Below are 16,857 nucleotides of genomic sequence, written 5' to 3' on the forward strand. Positions count from 1 at the left end.
ACTATTGAGTTCTCAAACAACATCCACACACCACAAGAAAATTAACCAAACGTTAACCTCTCAGCGGCGGCTCGTACTAACTTACCCAACAACCTGAACCAAGTCAAATCCCCGAGCCAAGTCAGTACAAAAAGCCACTCAAAAGTAACCAACCGGCTACCTCTCGGCGACTTCGATAAAGTTACACCCAACCCCGAAAAACACACAAATCCCCAGCACACACCGCAAAAATGCATACTGGGGAAAGGTTAATTAGAAGATTTCTTCTTCCTGCGTCCTTTCGATGGTGGCTCCAAGCCGTGAAAGGTTCTCCACAAAGTGGGGATAGCCGCGGTCGATATGGAAGACATCGTGAACGGTCGTGGCTTCGTCGGCGCAGAGTGCGGAGAGCACCAGGCCAGCTCCTGCGCGGATATCGGAGCTCCACACATGCGTAGAGGAAAGATGCTCCTTTCCGCGCACCACCACATGATGACCGTCTACTTGGGCATCGGCACCCAAGCGCAGCATTTCGTCGACGAAGCGGAACCGGGATTCAAAGACGTTCTCCGTGATCACGGTGGTCCCTTCGGCGATGGAGGAAATGCCGATGGCCATGGGCTGGAGGTCCGTCGGAAAGCCTGGGAAAGGCAACGTCTGGTAATCCACAGCGGTAGGGCGCTTATCCATACGCACGCGGAAGCCGTTTTCATAGGTTTCAATCTCTGCACCGGCGGACTTCAGCTTTTCCAGCGGAAGGTGCAAGTGGCGCGGAGCAATGCCGCCGACTGTGATATCGCCTTGTGTCATGGCTGCGGCATAAGCCCAGGTGCCTGCCACGATGCGGTCACCGATGACCTCGTGCTCCGTTGGGTTAAGCCGGTCCACGCCGTGGATGGTGACCTCGGAGGTGCCTTCGCCTTCGATATTGGCGCCCATGGATTTCATCATCTCGCACAGGTCAACGATCTCGGGCTCGCGGGCGGCGTTGTGGAGGACGGTGGTGCCCTCAGCCAAGACGGCGGCGGTCAAAATGTTTTCCGTTGCACCAACGGAAGGAAAGTCCAAACGGATGGTGGAACCGCGAAGCTCGGAGGCCTCAGCGACCACGGCGCCGTGTTCAATGCGGGTGGTGGCGCCGAGTTTTTCCAAGCCGGTCTGGTGCATATCAAGCGGGCGAGAGCCAATGGCGTCACCACCGGGCAGCGCAACCTTTGCATGCCCGCAGCGCGAGGTTAGTGGGCCTAAGACGCATACCGATGCCCTAAATTGGCGAACCGCATCAAAGTCCGCGTTCGATTGCGGCGTCGCAGGGGTAGTAATGCGGACGGTGCTGCCATCGATTGTCACCTCGCAGCCCAAGCCTTCGAGTACCTTTTTCATCAAAGGTACGTCCAGAATCTCTGGGCAATTGGTCAGCGTCGTCGTCCCCTCCGCCAGCAACGCGGCGGCCATGAGCTTAAGGACGCTGTTTTTGGCGCCATCTACTTTGACGGTGCCTGCAAGACGGGCACCGCCGGAAACAATAAACTGATCTTTCACAGCTTTCTACGCTACCGGTTATCAGGGCAACGCGCCGATCCGGCGGGCGGCATTGACGGCTTCGTAGCGAGTGTGCGCCCCCAACTTGCGCATCACGGAGCGTAGGTAGGACTTGACGGTTTCGGCGCCAATTCCCATTTCTTCCGCCGCTTCCACGTTGGTGTGGCCGAGTGCCACGCAGGAGAGGACGTCGAGCTCGCGGGCGGAAAGCTTGGTTGATTGCTTCACGCGCACGGGAGAGACCATCTGATCGCAGAGCGCCTCGAGTTCCTTGCGCAACTCCTCGTCCTCGACGCGGTTGGCCAGCATGCGCAGCTTGGAGTGGGTGGAACGAACCTGTTCCCATTCCGCACCGTTCATCGCATGGCCGCGGGACGCACCTCCCTTTCCGCCATCGGCGCGGCGCATCGCGGAGTTGACCGCGAGATCTTGCTCTAGGGTCCGGGCCGTCATCGTTACTTCCTCGATGACCTTATCCCCCAAGCGCACAGGGGAATGTACGCCAACGTAAAGCACTCCCCGGATTTCACGCTGCACGGTAACGGGTACGGCCACGATCGAGTGCAGGCCTTCGTCTTGGATTACGCTGTCGTTTTCGTGGGAAATGGTGGTGGCACGCGTGTAGTCCGATACGCCCACCGCGCGACGGGTGGTGATGACGCGCCCGCCGACGCCCACGCCGGCATCGATAAGCAGATTCTGCAGCGCCGGCGTACGCAGGCCCACCCACTGGGTAATTTGCAGGCGATTATCCGCCAATAATGTTGCGTACATCGTCACTGGGATTCCGGTGGCGGTTTTGAGAGACGACAGTGCCGCGCGTACGGATTCTTCATCATCTTTGAGGCGATGCGACTCCATGAGACTCTTTCCTCGTCGGGGGTAACCAAGTAGGTGCACCCGATATCCCCGAAAACTTGGGGAGCAGCGGGTAACTACGTGGAATTATAGACAGCAAGTGGGGGTAATTCGAAATCGTCCCTTCGCCTCCGCGGCCGTGAATCCCACATTCCATGCCCGAATGGGTTGTCTGTAATAAATATACCACTCTGTCTACTTAAATAGTGTATCCTTGCGCTTGTACCTGATTTGACCACGAATATGATTCCCAAAGGAGTCCTAATAAATGGCTATTTACAACAATGTCCTAGAGACCATCGGCGGTACCCCACTTATCCGCATCAACCGCTTGGCTGAGGGTAAGGGTGCCACCGTGCTGGCCAAGGTGGAGTCCTTTAACCCTGGTAACTCCGTGAAGGACCGCATCGGCCTCGCCATCATCAAGGCCGCTGAGGAATCCGGTGACCTGAAGCCGGGCGGCACCATCGTTGAAGCTACCTCCGGTAATACCGGCATTGCCCTAGCACTGGCCGGCGCAACCTTGGGCTACGACGTTGTCCTCACCATGCCAGAGACCATGTCCAATGAGCGCAAGGTCCTGCTTCGCGCATACGGTGCAGAAATCATCCTGACCCCGGGCGCTGCCGGAATGCAGGGTGCGGTTGATAAGGCCAACGAGATCGTCGCCGAGCGCGACAACGCCATCTTGGCTTCCCAGTTCGCTAACGAGGCCAACCCCAAGATCCACGAGGCCACCACCGGCCCGGAGATCTGGGACGACGCCGAGGGCAATGTCGATGCCTTCGTCGCAGGCGTCGGCACTGGCGGCACCATCACCGGTGCAGGTCGCTACCTGAAGTCCAAGAACCCAGACGTTTACCTCGCAGCCGTTGAGCCGGCTGACTCCCCTGTGCTGTCTGAAGGCCAGGCAGGTCCGCACAAGATCCAGGGCCTAGGCGCCAACTTCGTGCCGGACGTGCTCGACCGCGAGCAGCTGGATGAGGTCCTGACCGCTTCCCTCGAGGAGTCCATCAAGCTTTCCCGCGACCTTGCTACCGAGGAAGGCCTGCTGGTTGGCATTTCCGCCGGTGCAAACCTTTCCGCCGCGCTGAAGCTGGCTGAGCGCCCCGAGTTCGAGGGCAAGACCATCGTCGTTGTCCTGCCGGACTTTGGTGAGCGCTACGTTTCCACCGTTCTTTTCGAGGACATCCGCGAGGCATAACTAGCCCCGCAACCTAGTCCATGAATAAAAGGCACCCGTCAAGCTTGGCGGGTGCCTTTTTGTGACCAGTATTATAGTCCGCATGAGCATTATTAAATATATCCGCGAAGATTTAGCCAATGCCCGCGACCATGACCCAGCTGCCCGTGGCGACGTTGAAAACGCGATCGTCTATTCCGGCCTGCACGCCATCTGGTCGCACCGCGTGTCCCACTGGCTGTGGAAGCGCGGCCTGCGGGGCCCTGCGCGCATCCTGGCCCAAATTAATCGCTTTTTTACCGGCATCGAGATCCACCCAGGCGCCACCATCGGGCGCCGCTTCTTTATCGACCACGGGATGGGCATTGTCATCGGCGAAACCGCGGAAATTGGCGATGGCGTCATGCTCTACCACGGCGTGACGCTCGGCGGTCAGGTGCTCACCCAGACCAAGCGCCACCCCACGGTGGAAGATAACGTCACCATCGGCGCGGGCGCCAAGGTCTTAGGCCCCATCACCATCGGGGCCGGTTCCGCCATCGGTGCCAATGCCGTTGTCACGAAGGATGTACCGGCCGATCACATCGCCGTGGGCATCCCCGCCAAGAATCGGCCTTCAAATAGGCATGAGCGGGTCAAGCTCGTGGATCCGGACTACTACATCTAAATAGACTAAAAGCGGCCCACAGTCTTGTGTGGGCCGCTTTTTGCTGTGCTTAACCGCGCAGCAGATCCTGGTATTCGGGGTTCTTGTCCATAAAGTGCGCCACGGCAGAGCAGGTGGCGATGACCTTCATGCCGGCAGCCCGGGTTTCATCGAGGGCCTCCTTAATCAGCGGGGAGGACAAGCCCTGTCCACGGAAGTCATCCCCGATGACCGTGTGGTTGAACTCGCGGGTATCGCCGGAATCTACGTATTCGCAGATTCCCGCTTCCACACCATCAACGGTAAGCACGAAACGGGACAAATCGGTCTGATGAGAAATTGCTTTTTCCATGTCCCCCATTAAACCAAAAATGGCCCCTCCTTGATAATAAGGAGGGACCATAGTTGTGGCCAGAGCCAGGATCGAACTGGCGACCCCACACTTTTCAGGCGTGTGCTCTACCGACTGAGCTATCTGGCCAGAAACCCGAAGGTTTCCGCGACCTTGACGGGACTTGAACCCGCGACCTCCGCCGTGACAGGGCGGCGCGCTAACCAACTGCGCCACAAGGCCATTTTCAGTTTTGTGTGCCCCTTGGGCACGGGTAGTTACTTTACACAGGCGCCTAGAAACAACACAAATCAGCACTACAACGCCGTTTTTCCGCCGCTTGCCGATGCCCCAGTGATGCTGAGGTGGCATCAGCAAGCAGCCTGCAAAACCAAAAAGAACAGTACCCGCCGAAGCGTGTACTGTTCAGAATGCGACCTTGACGGGACTTGAACCCGCGACCTCCGCCGTGACAGGGCGGCGCGCTAACCAACTGCGCCACAAGGCCAAATGAGAAATTATTTCGTACCAACACAAAGGTGTTGGTACCCCCAACGGGATTCGAACCCGTGCCGCTGCCGTGAAAGGGCAGTGTCCTAGGCCGCTAGACGATGGGGGCCAGTCGCTTCTTGGCGACTTCTAGAAATATACTGGAGACATCACCAAGAAACAAAATCGCTCCCCCAGAAGGAGTTTTAACCATGTCTGAGCAGCAGAAAACCTGTTCCTGCCACGAGCCGGATATCCACGGATACAACGCCGATAGTAAGAGCAAAGCGCGTTATCTGGCGCGCCTGAAGCGCATCGAAGGCCAGGCGCGCGGGATTCATCGCATGGTCGATGAGGACCAATACTGCATCGATATCATCACCCAAATCTCGGCGGTGACATCCGCGCTAGAGAACGTCTCTCTCGCGCTCTTAGAGGACCACATAGAGCACTGTGTGGCCGGTGCGGCGGCCGAGGACGGCGAGGTGGCTAAGGAGAAGCTAGCGGAGGCTATGCACGCCATTAAGAAGCTCGTGAAAAACTAGAAAAGGAGCCGCCCGAAGGCGGCTCCTGATGTGGGCCCTGTGGGGATCGAACCCACGACCTGCGGATTAAAAGTAATGAGCTCACAAATCCCACCCAAAATAGGGTAACCGAAATCTCCCCAAGTGAGACCGCAAGCACCGCGAACTCACGACCGTACGCAAGCGAAGCAAGCGGCCCCGTCGTGACCGGAAGCGCGCAAGGAGAGACCGGCGCGATGTGCCGCATGCTCGACGAAGCGGAAGCGGGAGGGAACGAAAGGGGAAGCGCGGCGAAGCGAAGCGGTAGGGAGGGAGAAGCGTGCCGCGCGGGCGAAACTGGGGCGGAGGACACTACGGACTGCAGCACCCTTGATAGTAAAAAGAGTAAGTGCTGCGAACTTGCTTTACCTGCGAGTTTGTCCGTTCAGTATTCAGATCGTCGTCGGCGCCGGTGGGCTGCTCGGGGTGCATTATGGAAGGCAAGCTCGAGGGCTGGTGTTCGCGCGTGCGGGAGGCTTCCACGTGTGACTCGACCGGGTGACGATCGTGATGGCCGTTCTGGTGGTGACATGATCGGGCTTGTTACAGCGAGTGACGACCGGCCAGCAGGATTTAGGGGCCTCAACCGATGTGCCAGCGTATGGGCTTGTCCTCGTTGTAGTTCTCAAATCGCTTTGGAAAGATCAAAGGAGATCGCAGGGGCACTGCGGTATGCCCATATTAACGGTGGCCGGAGCGCTCTCCTTACTTTGACTGTTCGTCACACGGGTGCTGACCCTCTGGAGGAGGTCTGGAACGCTGTCAGCGCTGGTTGGCGCTCCGTCACCGGTGGTTACGGCTGGGTAGGCCGCAAGGCCTATATTAAGAAAAAAGCTGGTAGGGAGTATTTTTTCCAGGCCGAGCCAGGTGATCGGAAACAATTCGGCATTGCTGGAACGATTAGGTCAACAGAAGTTACTTATGGCGACCCCAAGACTGGCGGCTCCGGTTGGCATGTTCACTTGCATGTTCTTCTCATCTTCGCCAATGACCCTTCTTCCAGCATTGACTCTGCCAAGCTCGCGTTAATCTGTGGAGCACCTATGCCTGCGCAATTTGAGCGGGCTTGTGCGCTCTCTGCCTTAGGTATCCGTCTCTATGAACGCTGGGAGAAGGGCGTTAGGAAAGCGGGGATGTCCACCTCGTGGGCTGGATTTGATTTGCGTGAGATCACTGACGAAGGCGCATCATTCATCGGTAATTATCTGACGAAAAGCACCTACGACGTCGCCGCTAAACTCGGCGCTGAGGTCGCCGCTTCAATGAACACCAAGGATACTCGCACCGTCTCAAACCTCACGCCTTTTGGACTGTTGGACACCATTGTCAAGTCTGAACAATCGTTCTGGTGGGATCGACCGAAAGTGCATGAGACATGGTGGGAGGGTGCCGTTCTTAACGTCGCCAATCTCACCGACGGTGAGATTCGTGAGTACCCGACACCGCGACTGTGGAGGACATGGCTCGAGTTTGAGAGCGTCTCCGCCGGGCGGCGCCAGATCCTTTGGTCACATCAGAAGAAGAAGTGCGTCACCGAGCTGGACAAGTTCTGGACAGAGTGTCTCGCCGCTCGTGGTCGTGTACGTACTGATCAGGACATTGTCGATGTTGGGTATGACGGGGACCTTGTCGGCGAAATTTCAATGAACACCTGGGTAACGCTCTCCCCCGAGGTGGCGGTTGGCCTGCTTGAGGCTACGGAGGCTGGGGAGTTGGCGAAGTTTTGCGATGAACACGCCATCGCGTTTATCCCGACAGGTGAGGTCAATCCACCTATCTAAGGCTGCCATTTATCGTAGATCTCACCTACATGTGTACCCGAGAGCTTCGAAGCTCTGCCAACTGCACGTTTAGACAGAACTCCGCTTTCCACGGCAGCAACAATCAGAGCTCGCATGCTCTCGTCCGTTTCATCAGCTAGTGCCGCGGAGAGCCCGAGAACTGTGTCCCAGAACTCTTGGTCAAACCCATCATCTTCGGAATCCTTCAACCATTTACGAAGTAGATTGAGCGTCTTCTGGGCAGAAGTGAGCGTGCGCCAGGAGACTTCAAGAGCTTGCACAAGGGGCGTGTTCTGCGCGGGTTTCGAGAAATCAGGTTTGTCCATACCCCTTAACATAGCAGATCACCTGCGATGTCGCGCTTCAAGGACACGCGACAAAAAATATTGCAATGCACTGACCTGGGATTTTACTAAAGCAAGTGACCGATTTTCTTTTTTTGACATATTTTCTTGCATTTGACCATAAAGGTGCTAGTCTGGAACACGCGGGTGTCAGATCATCTGCCAATCGATGTCAAACCTTACATACCTTGAAAGGACCGCATCATGTCCACCCCCTTCCTCTCTATCCCTTACCCCTCCAACCTCATCCATGTCGTCGTCGCCGGTGCCGAGACCGCACGGCCCGGATTCGAATACGTGGACGGCAAAAAGACCGATGACATTCGCACCCACGCTGAAGGCTGGCCGATCTTCCAAGTCAGTGAGGCTCAGGCCAGTGTCGGTGGCGTCGGCATCACCGCAAAGCTCCAAATGGGTGAGGAACTCACCATCCCCGCAGGGTCGGTCCTTCGACCATCTTCCGATGTCACCATCAATGTTCGCGGACGAAGCTCCAACACCGACTTCGTGCCGCTGATGGTGACCATCTCCGCGAGGAGCTGGGAAATCGTTGGCAATGCTTTCGAGGCCCTGACCTCCTCCACGGCACAGAACCGTTTCAACGACGACGCCTAACCCATCCCCCATATCCAATGCTCCCGGGGCCACCCCCCGGGGCACAACCAATCACTCCTAAGGAGATATCAAAAATGCAGTGGATAATACCCTCCACCACTTGGCCCCCGATCCCCACCAGTATTCAGGACTTCCTGGCCAACGCCGATTTCTACAGAATGGCATGGGCACCATTTATGACGTCGTGGTTCATCACGATCATCGTCGTTACCATGCTTGCAGCCCTCGGATGGAGGCTCACGAAGTACAGCCTTGCCCGCCTGTTAGTCAGCTCCGTACCTGCGTCCAAGGCTGAGCACCGCATATTGACCCGGCTCCAACTTTTCGGTGATACGGCCCGACGCCACAAGCTCGGCATACCCGACCCGCACCATGAGCCCACCGAGGACGACCCGAAACCGAAGTACCTGCTAGCCAGGCGTGGCGGGAAGCCCTTCATGGAACCAGAGGGTCCTGGCGTGTTGATCAATCCTGCTTATGGCCAACACGCCGACGACCTCGCTGACCAGATCGAAACACGCTGGCTGCCTGAGCTACGTCGTCGATTCCACCGCGACCTTGTTGGCGGCATGCTCACCGCTACGCCCGAGCCGGGTGCCGTCCGTGTCATCGCACATACCCGCACGCCCGGCGAAGCAGACGTCGACCCGCACATCCTCGATTAACCCAGATGTTCCCAACCAAGCCTTGGCTTGGGCGGGAGCCCCAACACGAAAGGTTGCACACCATGGACCTCATACTCGAACTCATTAAGCTCATTATCACCCTCACCATGGTCATTGCCGCCGGTGTCCTGATTAACTGCATGGTCTGCATCGTCATCAAAGCCGTTACGGGCAAACCTCTCCACAAGCCTCGGCGGAAACTCCAGACACTCCCCCGTACAAATTTGAATGACTTGGACCCCGTAGTGGGTAAGACCTTTGAGGGTGACGTCTATAGGTGGTCAACCCCCGGCCCACACACCGTTATCAGCGGCGCTACCCGCAGCGGAAAATCAGTCACTAGCTATGGAGTCCTGTCACAACTCGCAAAGCGCGACGACGTCTTAATTTGCGGCATTGACCCATCCGGTTTGTTGCTGTCACCTCATCGCCTAGGCCCCGGCGGCTCGCTGATAGCAACGGGCACCTCACCAGACGATCTTGACCGTGTCCTCGCTATCCTCGGCGAACTTGAGAGGCTCATGGATGCCCGGATCAAGTCCCTAATACCCATGGGTATCGACAAGACGCCTATCTCGCGAAAAGATCCCGCCTACCTGGTGGTCCTCGAAGAATATGCCGGGCTCCTATCTGCCCTTGAAGGCAATGGCAAGAAGCATAAGGATGCTGTTCGTATCGTTGGTCGCCTCCTTCGCGAAGGCGCTAAGTCGGGGATCACGGTGCTCACGATCATTCAGCGTCCCGAAGCAACTTTGTTGCATGACCGCGCACAATATGCCCGCCGGGTCACGCATCGCCTTGATAATCGTGACTCCGTGAAGATGGTGTGCGAGACCGCACCAGAAGACATGTGGGGCCAGGTGCTTGACCTGCCACCTGGCCGAGCCCTCGTCATTGAGGCTGGGGCTAAACCCCAATTCGTAACCATGCCGTCAATGGATTACAGCCACTACACCGCCCGGTGCGCCGCCGCTTATGCTCCCACGTCCAGCTGACTGCGGGGCCCATTTTCCAGACCACCCGCACTGTCTTCCCCGGCCTTTCCCACTTATGATCACAATGACGAAATTCGAAGATTACGCGGACCTCTTCATCCGCTCACGCATTATCAACGCCCGTACAGCCCAGGACTATCGGATCCTGCTTCGGTCACTGATCCTTCCTACCTGGGCAGATGTAGATTTAGAGGACGTTAAGGCCTCGGACCTGCGCGTATGGTTTACTGAACTCTGGGTTAGGGCACCGCACCAAGCTAGGCGCTGCCGCGTTATTTTCCGAGGCATCTTTGAACTGGCCGAAGACGATGGTCTCATTGACCGAAACCCTGCAGCTCGTCTCCGTCTTCGTACACCACCCCGTGGGCACCCTCGTGTCCTCACCGCAGCGGAGATCCAACGACTCATCTACTCGATGCCGACAGAACGCGACCGGCTAGTTACCGGAGTTCTAGCCTACGGTGGATTACGGTTTGGTGAAACTGCAGCCCTATCGCCACATGATGTCACCAGCGTCGGCCTATCGGTTCATCGTTCTGTCCAAGCACGTCACGGAGGCGGCTGGCTATGGGGCGACACGAAAAGTCATCAAAGACGCCAAGTCAATTTACCTCCTGGACTCCTCACCGATTTACAGCAGTGGGCACGAAGCCGCGCCCATCACGATCTGATGTTCGCCTCTAAGGTAGAAACACCAATACACCGAGGTAATTGGCAAGCGCGGGTTCTCACACCGGCCTGCGACCGGGCTGGTATCCAGCGAATTCGGCCCCACGACCTTCGTGCCTCCTGTGCTTCACTGTTGGCTTCTTCGGGTGTGCCTATCGCCGCGGCTTCTCAGCATCTAGGACACTCTGACACCACAGTAACCATGCGCCACTATCTCGCTGCAGATGCCACTGCATCGACCCTCGTCACAGCTGCGCTGTCTGCTGCGGAGAGTAGAGATATTTTTCCCATCGCTTAACGCGCCCGAGGAACGAGTCTTGAATCAGCAATGTTGTCCCCCTGTAGCCGTGCTCGACGCAAGAGGCGAAGCCGAACGCGGAGAGACCGGACGTCGCGCAATGGCACGGCGTACGCAAGGCGACAGCCCACCCACAGGGTGGGCTGCAGCCACCCAAATGTTAATCAAGGCTCGGGTTTGGGGCGCTAACACCGCTCAAGGAGAACACCGTGAACGATGAAAGCAAAGCAGTGTACACGAAAAGTACTAGTGGGCCCTGTGGGGATCGAACCCACGACCTGCGGATTAAAAGTCCGTAGCTCTACCAACTGAGCTAAAGGCCCAACGTCGCTCTATATTAGCGTGTTGACTTTTAGATCTCCTAATTCACCCCTCGCCTGAGAGTATCCAAACAAAGCAGAAGGAGGGCTTCCCAGCCGGGAGGCCCTCCTTTGCCATGGCGGTGGAGATTAACCGCGCATGTCACCCTTTTCCATGAAGTTAACCTGGAAGTCGAAGGCAGTCTTCAAGTCGTGCGGGGTGTGCTGGAACTTGTTTTCCTTCGCACGCTCGTAGTACTCCTCCAACAGCGGACGGTAGTCCGGGTGAGCCACGGCGATGATCTTCTCTACGCGCTGCTTTGGAGCCAAGCCACGCAGGTCAGCCACACCGTATTCGGTGATGATGACCATGGTGTCGTGCTCGGTGTGGTCCGTGTGGGATACGAACGGAACCAGAGCGGAGATGGCGCCATCCTTCGCGATGGACGGGGACACGAAGGTGGAGATGTACGCGTTACGGGTGAAGTCACCAGAGCCACCGGTGCCGTTCATGATGCGGGAACCGGACACGTTTGTGGAGTTGATGTTGCCGTAGATATCTCCCTCGATCATGCCGTTGGAAGAAATCAAGCCGACGCGGCGGATGACCTCAGGGTGGTTAGAAATCTGCTGCGGGCGCAGGATGATGTGGTTGCGGTAGCGGTCTGCTTCCGCGTTCATCTTTTCTGCGTACTCCGGCGACAGCGCGAAGGAGGTTGCAGAAGCCACGGTCATCTTGCCGGCATCGATAAGGTCCAGCATGCCGTCCTGGATAACCTCGGTGTATGCCTGAATGTTTTCGAACTTGGAGTCCAGAAGGCCCGCCATCACGGCGTTCGGCACGTTACCCACGCCGGACTGCATGATGAACTTGTCGTACTCGAGGCGGCCTGCGGCAACCTCGCCCTCCAAGAACTCGATGAAGTTAGCGGCGATCTTCTCAGAAGTCTCGTCCGGCTCGCGGAATGGAGCATTGCGGTCCGCAGAGTTGGTCTTGACAACTGCAACGACCTTCTCCTCCGGGATCTCCATGTAGGTGGTACCAATGCGGTCGCCCGGCTTGTTAATCGGGATGGGCTGGCGGTTAGGCAGCTTGTCGATGCGGTAGATGTCGTGCATACCCTCAAGGTTCTCGGACTGCCACTCGTTAATCTCGATGATGATCTTGTCTGCAGCCTCGACGAACTCGAGGTTATTGCCCACTGCGGAGGAGGGCACGATATTGCCTTCCTCGGTAATGCGTACGGCCTCGATGATGGCTACCTGGAAGTCACCATAGAAGCCCTCTTCTACCTGCTGGCCCAGGTGGGACAGGTGAATATCCTGGTAGAGCGCGGTGCCGTCGTTGAATTGCTTACGCAGCAGCGGGTCGGAGTTGTATGGGGAGCGGAAGTTAATAGCCTCTGCCTCTGCCAAAACACCGTCGCAGTCAGGGGCGGTAGAAGCACCGGAGAAGAGGTCAATCTTGAACTCTTCGCCCTTGTCGTGCAGCGCCTTCGCCTTATCTGCAATGGCGGTAGGCAAACCCTTGGGGTAACCTGCACCGGTGAAGCCGGAGATTCCTACGCGGTCACCATTGTTGACGTACTTCGCAGCCTCCTCTGCAGAAACTACGAGCTTCTCAAACGGGGCGTATGCGATTCTATCGGACAACTGTCATCCTCCTTCATATACGAGTAGACCGGTGCTACGGCCCACCCAATTTAGTTACACAGACCACAGTAGCGAAAATTAACGTTTTCGCCACCATCATTTTGTGACATTCACCCCAATCATGGGAATCCTCGGTAACCACCACCTTGCTGCTAGTTGCTAAATTCCGCCGTTAACGAGCACAATTAGGGCGTGAATTTGCGCATTGGAAACTATGACCTCTCCTCCCCCGTCATCCTCGCCCCCATGGCGGGGGTAACCAACGTCGCCTTCCGCACGTTGTGCCGGGAACAGGAGCTGGCCCGCACCGGAACGGTGTCGGGCTTGTATGTCTGCGAGATGGTCACCGCGCGCGCCCTAGTGGAGCGCAACGAGAAAACCATGCACATGACCACCTTTGCCCCGGAGGAAGATCCGCGTTCCCTGCAGATTTATACGGTGGATCCGGAATACACCTATAAAGCAGCCAAGATCATCGTGGATGAGAATTTGGCTGACCACATCGACATGAACTTTGGCTGCCCCGTTCCCAAGGTAACCAGGCGTGGCGGCGGCTCTGCCCTGCCTTATAAGCGCCGCCTCTTTGGCAATATCGTCTCCGCCGCCGTCAAGGCCACCGAGGGCACGAATATCCCCGTCACGGTGAAGATGCGCGTGGGCATTGATGACGAGCACCATACGCACCTCGACGCCGGGCGCATTGCCGTGGATTCCGGCGCCGCCGCCGTTACCTTGCACGGGCGCACGGCCGCGCAACGTTATTCCGGCGATGCTAGGTGGGATGAGATCGCCCGGCTCAAGGAGCACCTCGCGGACACCGGCGTTCCGGTGCTGGGCAATGGCGATATTTTCCGCGCCGATGACGCCCGCCGCATGATGGAGGCCACCGGCTGTGATGGCGTGCAGGTGGGCCGCGGCTGCCTGGGCCGGCCGTGGCTTTTCGCGGAGCTGGGCGCCGCCCTGCGCGGCGAGTCGATCCCCGCCGAGCCCACCTTGGGCGAAGTCACCCAGGTTATTCTTCGCCACGCGGAACTGCTCGCGCAGCATGAGGGCGAGGACCACGCATCCAGGGACATCCGCAAGCACATTGGCTGGTACCTGCGTGGCTTCCCCGTCGGCGGGCAGGTGCGCGCCGGCTTGGCCAAGGTGGATTCCTTAGAGAGCCTGCGCAAATTGCTGGCGCCCTGGGCGGATTCTGATGCTTTGGCTGCCGATGCCGATGGTGCGCGCGGGCGCCAGGGCTCGCCCTCCAAGGTCGCGCTTCCCGATGGCTGGCTCGATGACCCCGAGGATGAATTCGTTCCGGTCGGCGCTGATATTTATAACTCCGGCGGCTAAACCCACACTGGTGTGACTCAGCAAGCATTTGCGCGGTTTGTGAGCTATCATTTCCTGCATGCGTACTGCCTACCGTGAACATCTGGACAACTTCTCGCACGACCTCATCGTCATGTGCGATACCGTCCGCACCATCATGGATCAGGCCTCCCAGGCGCTGCTCGATTGCGCCCTGGAACCCGCGGAGGAAGCGCTTAGCCTCACCGAGGAACTCGATGAGATTCGCTCCCGCTGCTCCGAACGCGCGGTAAAGCTTCTGGCTCTAGAAAATCCCATGGCCCAGGATCTGCGCCAGGTGGTCTCTTCCATCTACATCGTTGAGGATCTTTTCCGCATGGGCCAACTAGCCCAGCACATTGCCGATGCCGCGCGCCGCCGCCACCCTGAGGCCGTCGTGCCCGCTGAATACCTCGGATTCATGGAAGAGATGTTCCGCCTGACCCAGGAAATGGGTTCGGTGGTGCACGATATTTTGGTCACCCCTGATGCCGAGCTCTCCGTCAACCTGCGTTCCGATGATGATGCGGTGGACGATATTAACCACCACCTGCTGCGCATCCTCACCCAGCGTGACTGGGAAGGAACGGTGCGCCAGGCCGTAGAGACGGCGCAGATTACCCGCTACTACGAGCGCTACGCGGACCACTGCGTCTCCGTGGCTGGGCGCATCATTTACTTTGCCACCGGCCTATTGCCAGAAGAGTTTGAAAGAAAGCTCCAAGAGGATCAAAAGGACGCCGAGTTCGAGGCCCGCATGAACGAATTAGAGCGCCAATTCCGCCGCTAATAAACGCTAATAAAACTGCCACAAGGGCGGTACCTTCCTGCGCTGGAGGTACCGCCCTTTTCGGACAATCAGAGTCTACCTTTAGCCGAAGCGGCCAGAGATGTAGTCTTCGGTTTCCTTCTGGGAAGGGTTCTCAAAGATTCGGGTGGTTTCATCGAACTCCACCAGGTGTCCCGGCTTGCCGGTAGCTTCTAGGGAGAAGAAGCCGGTCTTATCGGACACGCGGGCGGCCTGCTGCATGTTGTGGGTCACGATGACGATCGTGAAGTTTTCCTTCAGCTCGTGGATAAGATCTTCCACGGCCAAGGTGGAAATTGGGTCCAGAGCGGAGCAGGGCTCGTCCATCAGCAGCACTTCTGGTTCCACGGCAATCGCGCGGGCGATGCACAGGCGCTGCTGCTGACCGCCGGAGAGGCCGCCGCCCGGCTTATCCAGGCGGTCCTTGACCTCGTCCCAGAGGTTAGCGCCGCGCAGGGACTGTTCGGCTACTTCCTTGAGCTTCTTCTTATTCTTCTCACCAGACAGCTTCAAGCCAGCAACCACGTTGTCCTCGATGGACATGGTGGGAAATGGGTTAGCCTTCTGGAATACCATGCCGATGGTATTGCGCACGGAAACTGGGTCGACCTTGGGCCCGTAGATATTGGTGCCATCGAGCAGGATCTCGCCCTTGACGGATGCACCCGGGATGACCTCGTGCATGCGGTTCAAGGTGCGCAGCACGGTGGACTTACCGCAGCCGGACGGGCCGATGAAGGCGGTCACGGCCTGCGCCGGGATCTGCATATTTACGTTCTGTACGGCGTGAAAATCGCCGTAGAAAATATCGACGTCATTGAGCTCGAGCTTAGACATTGTGGAGGTTTCTCCTCTTGAGGGGTGTAAAAGTGGCGGAATCGTGTGCGGCTATTTCTTGACCGAGAACTTCGCGGAAATTACTCGCGCCGCAATATTGAGGATGGCGATGAGGATAACCAGCGTCAGCGCTGCGCCCCACAGCTTATCCAGCACGGCAGGCTGCGCGCCCGCCTTGTACATATCAAGCATCATCAGCGGCAGTGAGGACTGCGAGCCCTTAAACGCATCCCAGTTGATGACCGAGGAGGAACCAACCAAGACCAGCACTGGCGAGGATTCACCCATCACGCGAGCAATGGCCAGCATGATGCCGGTCACGATGCCGGACAGGGCTGTCGGCAGCACGATGCGTGCAATGGTCTTCCACTTGGGCACGCCGAGGGCATAGGAGGCCTCGCGAAGGTCCATGGGAACCACGCGCAGCATCTCTTCGGTATTGCGCACCACGATGGGGATCATCAATAGGACCAAGGACAGGGCGACGGCAAAGCCGGAACGTCCAAAGCCGAAGAGCGTGATCCACATGGCGAAGATGAACAGCGCGGCCACGATGGAGGGCACGCCGGACAGGATGTCCACCATGAAGGTGGTGATGCGGCCGAGCCAGCCACCCTTGGAGTATTCCACCAAGTAGATGGCGGTGAAGATACCGATCGGGATGGAGAGGATGGAAGCCAGGGCGGTTTGCACGAAGGTACCGACGATGGCGTGGGCGGCACCGCCGCCTTCGGCGCTATTCATCACGCCGCGCTGGGACAGCGTCCACCAGTCAGCGGAGAAAATCACGCCGCTACCGCGAGCAATGAGCTCCCACAGCACCCAGATCAGAGGGACCATCGCCAAAGCCATAGCGCCCCATACAACGACGGTGGCAATGCTATTGGCCGCCTTGCGGGAACCGGAGATTTCCAGGAAGGTTGCCCCACCAGCGGAGGCGGGCTTGTTATTTGTCGTAGTAGTCATT

At 57.9% G+C, this 16,857-nt stretch carries 17 protein-coding genes and 5 tRNA genes; 10 read left to right on the forward strand and 12 right to left on the reverse strand.

The features are described 5' to 3' along the window. Positions 1-252: 252 nt before the first annotated feature. Positions 253-1,521 (reverse strand): UDP-N-acetylglucosamine 1-carboxyvinyltransferase, encoded by a 1,269-nt coding sequence (murA, locus tag ABRP84_RS07485; protein WP_023023781.1) that lies wholly within the window; start codon positions 1,519-1,521, stop codon positions 253-255. Positions 1,522-1,542: 21 nt separating this feature from the next. After that, on the reverse strand, positions 1,543-2,382 hold the full coding sequence (gene ramA, locus ABRP84_RS07490; protein ID WP_005279642.1) for an acetate metabolism transcriptional regulator RamA: 840 nt from the start codon (positions 2,380-2,382) through the stop codon (positions 1,543-1,545). Between the two features lie 265 nt (positions 2,383-2,647). On the opposite strand from ramA, the gene cysK reads away from it, so the two are divergent. Both cysK and epsC read left to right on the forward strand, forming a co-directional pair. Next, the gene (cysK, locus tag ABRP84_RS07495; protein ID WP_023023783.1) at positions 2,648-3,583 is read left to right on the forward strand and encodes a cysteine synthase A; all 936 of its coding nucleotides are present in this window, start codon (positions 2,648-2,650) and stop codon (positions 3,581-3,583) included. Positions 3,584-3,665: 82 nt separating this feature from the next. Beyond that, entirely contained in the window at positions 3,666-4,229 is a 564-nt protein-coding gene (epsC, locus tag ABRP84_RS07500) for a serine O-acetyltransferase EpsC (RefSeq protein WP_239268312.1), read from the forward strand. A 49-nt stretch (positions 4,230-4,278) separates the two neighbouring features. Here epsC and ABRP84_RS07505 read toward each other — a convergent pair whose 3' ends face one another. From ABRP84_RS07505 to ABRP84_RS07525, 5 genes are all read right to left on the reverse strand, one after another. Next, positions 4,279-4,560, reverse strand: a complete 282-nt coding sequence (locus ABRP84_RS07505; protein WP_198010512.1) for a GNAT family N-acetyltransferase — start codon at positions 4,558-4,560, stop codon at positions 4,279-4,281. 56 nt (positions 4,561-4,616) lie between these two features. Beyond that, a tRNA-Phe gene (locus tag ABRP84_RS07510) sits at positions 4,617-4,689 on the reverse strand. Between the two features lie 19 nt (positions 4,690-4,708). Next, positions 4,709-4,782: transfer RNA gene (locus ABRP84_RS07515), tRNA-Asp, on the reverse strand. Positions 4,783-4,973: 191 nt separating this feature from the next. Further along, positions 4,974-5,047 (reverse strand) — tRNA-Asp (locus ABRP84_RS07520). A 35-nt stretch (positions 5,048-5,082) separates the two neighbouring features. Then, a tRNA-Glu gene (locus ABRP84_RS07525) sits at positions 5,083-5,158 on the reverse strand. Between the two features lie 82 nt (positions 5,159-5,240). Between ABRP84_RS07525 and ABRP84_RS07530 the strand changes: the two genes are divergently transcribed. Both ABRP84_RS07530 and ABRP84_RS07535 read left to right on the forward strand, forming a co-directional pair. Continuing rightward, positions 5,241-5,573: a metal-sensitive transcriptional regulator gene (locus tag ABRP84_RS07530; protein ID WP_023023790.1), complete on the forward strand. Its 333-nt coding sequence runs from the start codon at positions 5,241-5,243 to the stop codon at positions 5,571-5,573. Positions 5,574-6,301: 728 nt separating this feature from the next. Next, positions 6,302-7,372 carry a hypothetical protein gene (locus ABRP84_RS07535; protein ID WP_349853230.1) on the forward strand — a complete coding sequence of 357 codons (1,071 nt, stop codon included), beginning with the start codon at positions 6,302-6,304 and terminating at the stop codon, positions 7,370-7,372. On the opposite strand, the gene ABRP84_RS07540 is transcribed toward ABRP84_RS07535, so the two are convergent. After that, positions 7,369-7,698 carry a hypothetical protein gene (locus ABRP84_RS07540; RefSeq protein ID WP_156904625.1) on the reverse strand — a complete coding sequence of 110 codons (330 nt, stop codon included), beginning with the start codon at positions 7,696-7,698 and terminating at the stop codon, positions 7,369-7,371. The two genes, ABRP84_RS07535 and ABRP84_RS07540, sit on opposite strands and share 4 nt — an antisense overlap. Before the next feature lie 222 nt (positions 7,699-7,920). Between ABRP84_RS07540 and ABRP84_RS07545 the strand changes: the two genes are divergently transcribed. The 4 genes from ABRP84_RS07545 (at position 7,921) to ABRP84_RS07560 (ending at position 10,958) form a co-directional block, all read left to right on the forward strand. Further along, positions 7,921-8,331 (forward strand): hypothetical protein, encoded by a 411-nt coding sequence (locus ABRP84_RS07545; protein WP_349853231.1) that lies wholly within the window; start codon positions 7,921-7,923, stop codon positions 8,329-8,331. Positions 8,332-8,489: 158 nt separating this feature from the next. Further along, positions 8,490-8,996, forward strand: coding sequence for a hypothetical protein (locus ABRP84_RS07550; protein ID WP_156904626.1), 507 nt, complete (start codon positions 8,490-8,492; stop codon positions 8,994-8,996). Positions 8,997-9,058: 62 nt separating this feature from the next. Further along, positions 9,059-9,991 carry a hypothetical protein gene (locus ABRP84_RS07555; RefSeq protein WP_349853233.1) on the forward strand — a complete coding sequence of 311 codons (933 nt, stop codon included), beginning with the start codon at positions 9,059-9,061 and terminating at the stop codon, positions 9,989-9,991. A 64-nt stretch (positions 9,992-10,055) separates the two neighbouring features. Beyond that, on the forward strand, positions 10,056-10,958 hold the full coding sequence (locus ABRP84_RS07560; protein WP_349853234.1) for a tyrosine-type recombinase/integrase: 903 nt from the start codon (positions 10,056-10,058) through the stop codon (positions 10,956-10,958). Positions 10,959-11,208: 250 nt separating this feature from the next. On the opposite strand, the gene ABRP84_RS07565 is transcribed toward ABRP84_RS07560, so the two are convergent. Both ABRP84_RS07565 and scpC read right to left on the reverse strand, forming a co-directional pair. Continuing rightward, positions 11,209-11,281 (reverse strand) — tRNA-Lys (locus ABRP84_RS07565). Between the two features lie 126 nt (positions 11,282-11,407). After that, complete coding sequence (gene scpC / locus ABRP84_RS07570; protein ID WP_023023806.1) at positions 11,408-12,910, reverse strand: succinyl-CoA:acetate CoA-transferase ScpC; 1,503 nt, start codon at positions 12,908-12,910, stop codon at positions 11,408-11,410. A gap of 192 nt (positions 12,911-13,102) precedes the next feature. Between scpC and dusB the strand changes: the two genes are divergently transcribed. Together dusB and phoU are read left to right on the forward strand one after the other, a co-directional pair. After that, positions 13,103-14,248, forward strand: coding sequence for a tRNA dihydrouridine synthase DusB (dusB, locus tag ABRP84_RS07575; protein ID WP_284869487.1), 1,146 nt, complete (start codon positions 13,103-13,105; stop codon positions 14,246-14,248). A 58-nt stretch (positions 14,249-14,306) separates the two neighbouring features. Beyond that, entirely contained in the window at positions 14,307-15,035 is a 729-nt protein-coding gene (phoU, locus tag ABRP84_RS07580; RefSeq protein WP_349853235.1) for a phosphate signaling complex protein PhoU, read from the forward strand. Between the two features lie 81 nt (positions 15,036-15,116). On the opposite strand, the gene pstB is transcribed toward phoU, so the two are convergent. Further along, the gene (gene pstB / locus ABRP84_RS07585) at positions 15,117-15,890 is read right to left on the reverse strand and encodes a phosphate ABC transporter ATP-binding protein PstB (RefSeq protein WP_005279626.1); all 774 of its coding nucleotides are present in this window, start codon (positions 15,888-15,890) and stop codon (positions 15,117-15,119) included. Positions 15,891-15,941: 51 nt separating this feature from the next. Then, positions 15,942-16,856 (reverse strand): phosphate ABC transporter permease PstA, encoded by a 915-nt coding sequence (gene pstA, locus ABRP84_RS07590; protein WP_239268321.1) that lies wholly within the window; start codon positions 16,854-16,856, stop codon positions 15,942-15,944. Position 16,857 lies beyond the last annotated feature (1 nt).

Source organism: Corynebacterium sp. KPL2861 (assembly GCF_040225475.1).
GTDB lineage: Bacteria > Actinomycetota > Actinomycetes > Mycobacteriales > Mycobacteriaceae > Corynebacterium.

Coding starts and splice junctions, on each gene's coding strand:
- ramA (WP_005279642.1), bottom strand. CDS start 2,382: ATGGAGTCGCATCGCCTCAAAGATGATGAAGAATCCGTACGCGCGGCA.
- ABRP84_RS07555 (WP_349853233.1), top strand. CDS start 9,059: ATGGACCTCATACTCGAACTCATTAAGCTCATTATCACCCTCACCATG.
- ABRP84_RS07545 (WP_349853231.1), top strand. CDS start 7,921: ATGTCCACCCCCTTCCTCTCTATCCCTTACCCCTCCAACCTCATCCAT.
- pstB (WP_005279626.1), bottom strand. CDS start 15,890: ATGTCTAAGCTCGAGCTCAATGACGTCGATATTTTCTACGGCGATTTT.
- cysK (WP_023023783.1), top strand. CDS start 2,648: ATGGCTATTTACAACAATGTCCTAGAGACCATCGGCGGTACCCCACTT.
- pstA (WP_239268321.1), bottom strand. CDS start 16,856: ATGACTACTACGACAAATAACAAGCCCGCCTCCGCTGGTGGGGCAACC.
- ABRP84_RS07540 (WP_156904625.1), bottom strand. CDS start 7,698: ATGGACAAACCTGATTTCTCGAAACCCGCGCAGAACACGCCCCTTGTG.
- ABRP84_RS07550 (WP_156904626.1), top strand. CDS start 8,490: ATGGCATGGGCACCATTTATGACGTCGTGGTTCATCACGATCATCGTC.
- phoU (WP_349853235.1), top strand. CDS start 14,307: ATGCGTACTGCCTACCGTGAACATCTGGACAACTTCTCGCACGACCTC.
- epsC (WP_239268312.1), top strand. CDS start 3,666: ATGAGCATTATTAAATATATCCGCGAAGATTTAGCCAATGCCCGCGAC.
- ABRP84_RS07530 (WP_023023790.1), top strand. CDS start 5,241: ATGTCTGAGCAGCAGAAAACCTGTTCCTGCCACGAGCCGGATATCCAC.
- ABRP84_RS07560 (WP_349853234.1), top strand. CDS start 10,056: ATGACGAAATTCGAAGATTACGCGGACCTCTTCATCCGCTCACGCATT.
- ABRP84_RS07505 (WP_198010512.1), bottom strand. CDS start 4,560: ATGGAAAAAGCAATTTCTCATCAGACCGATTTGTCCCGTTTCGTGCTT.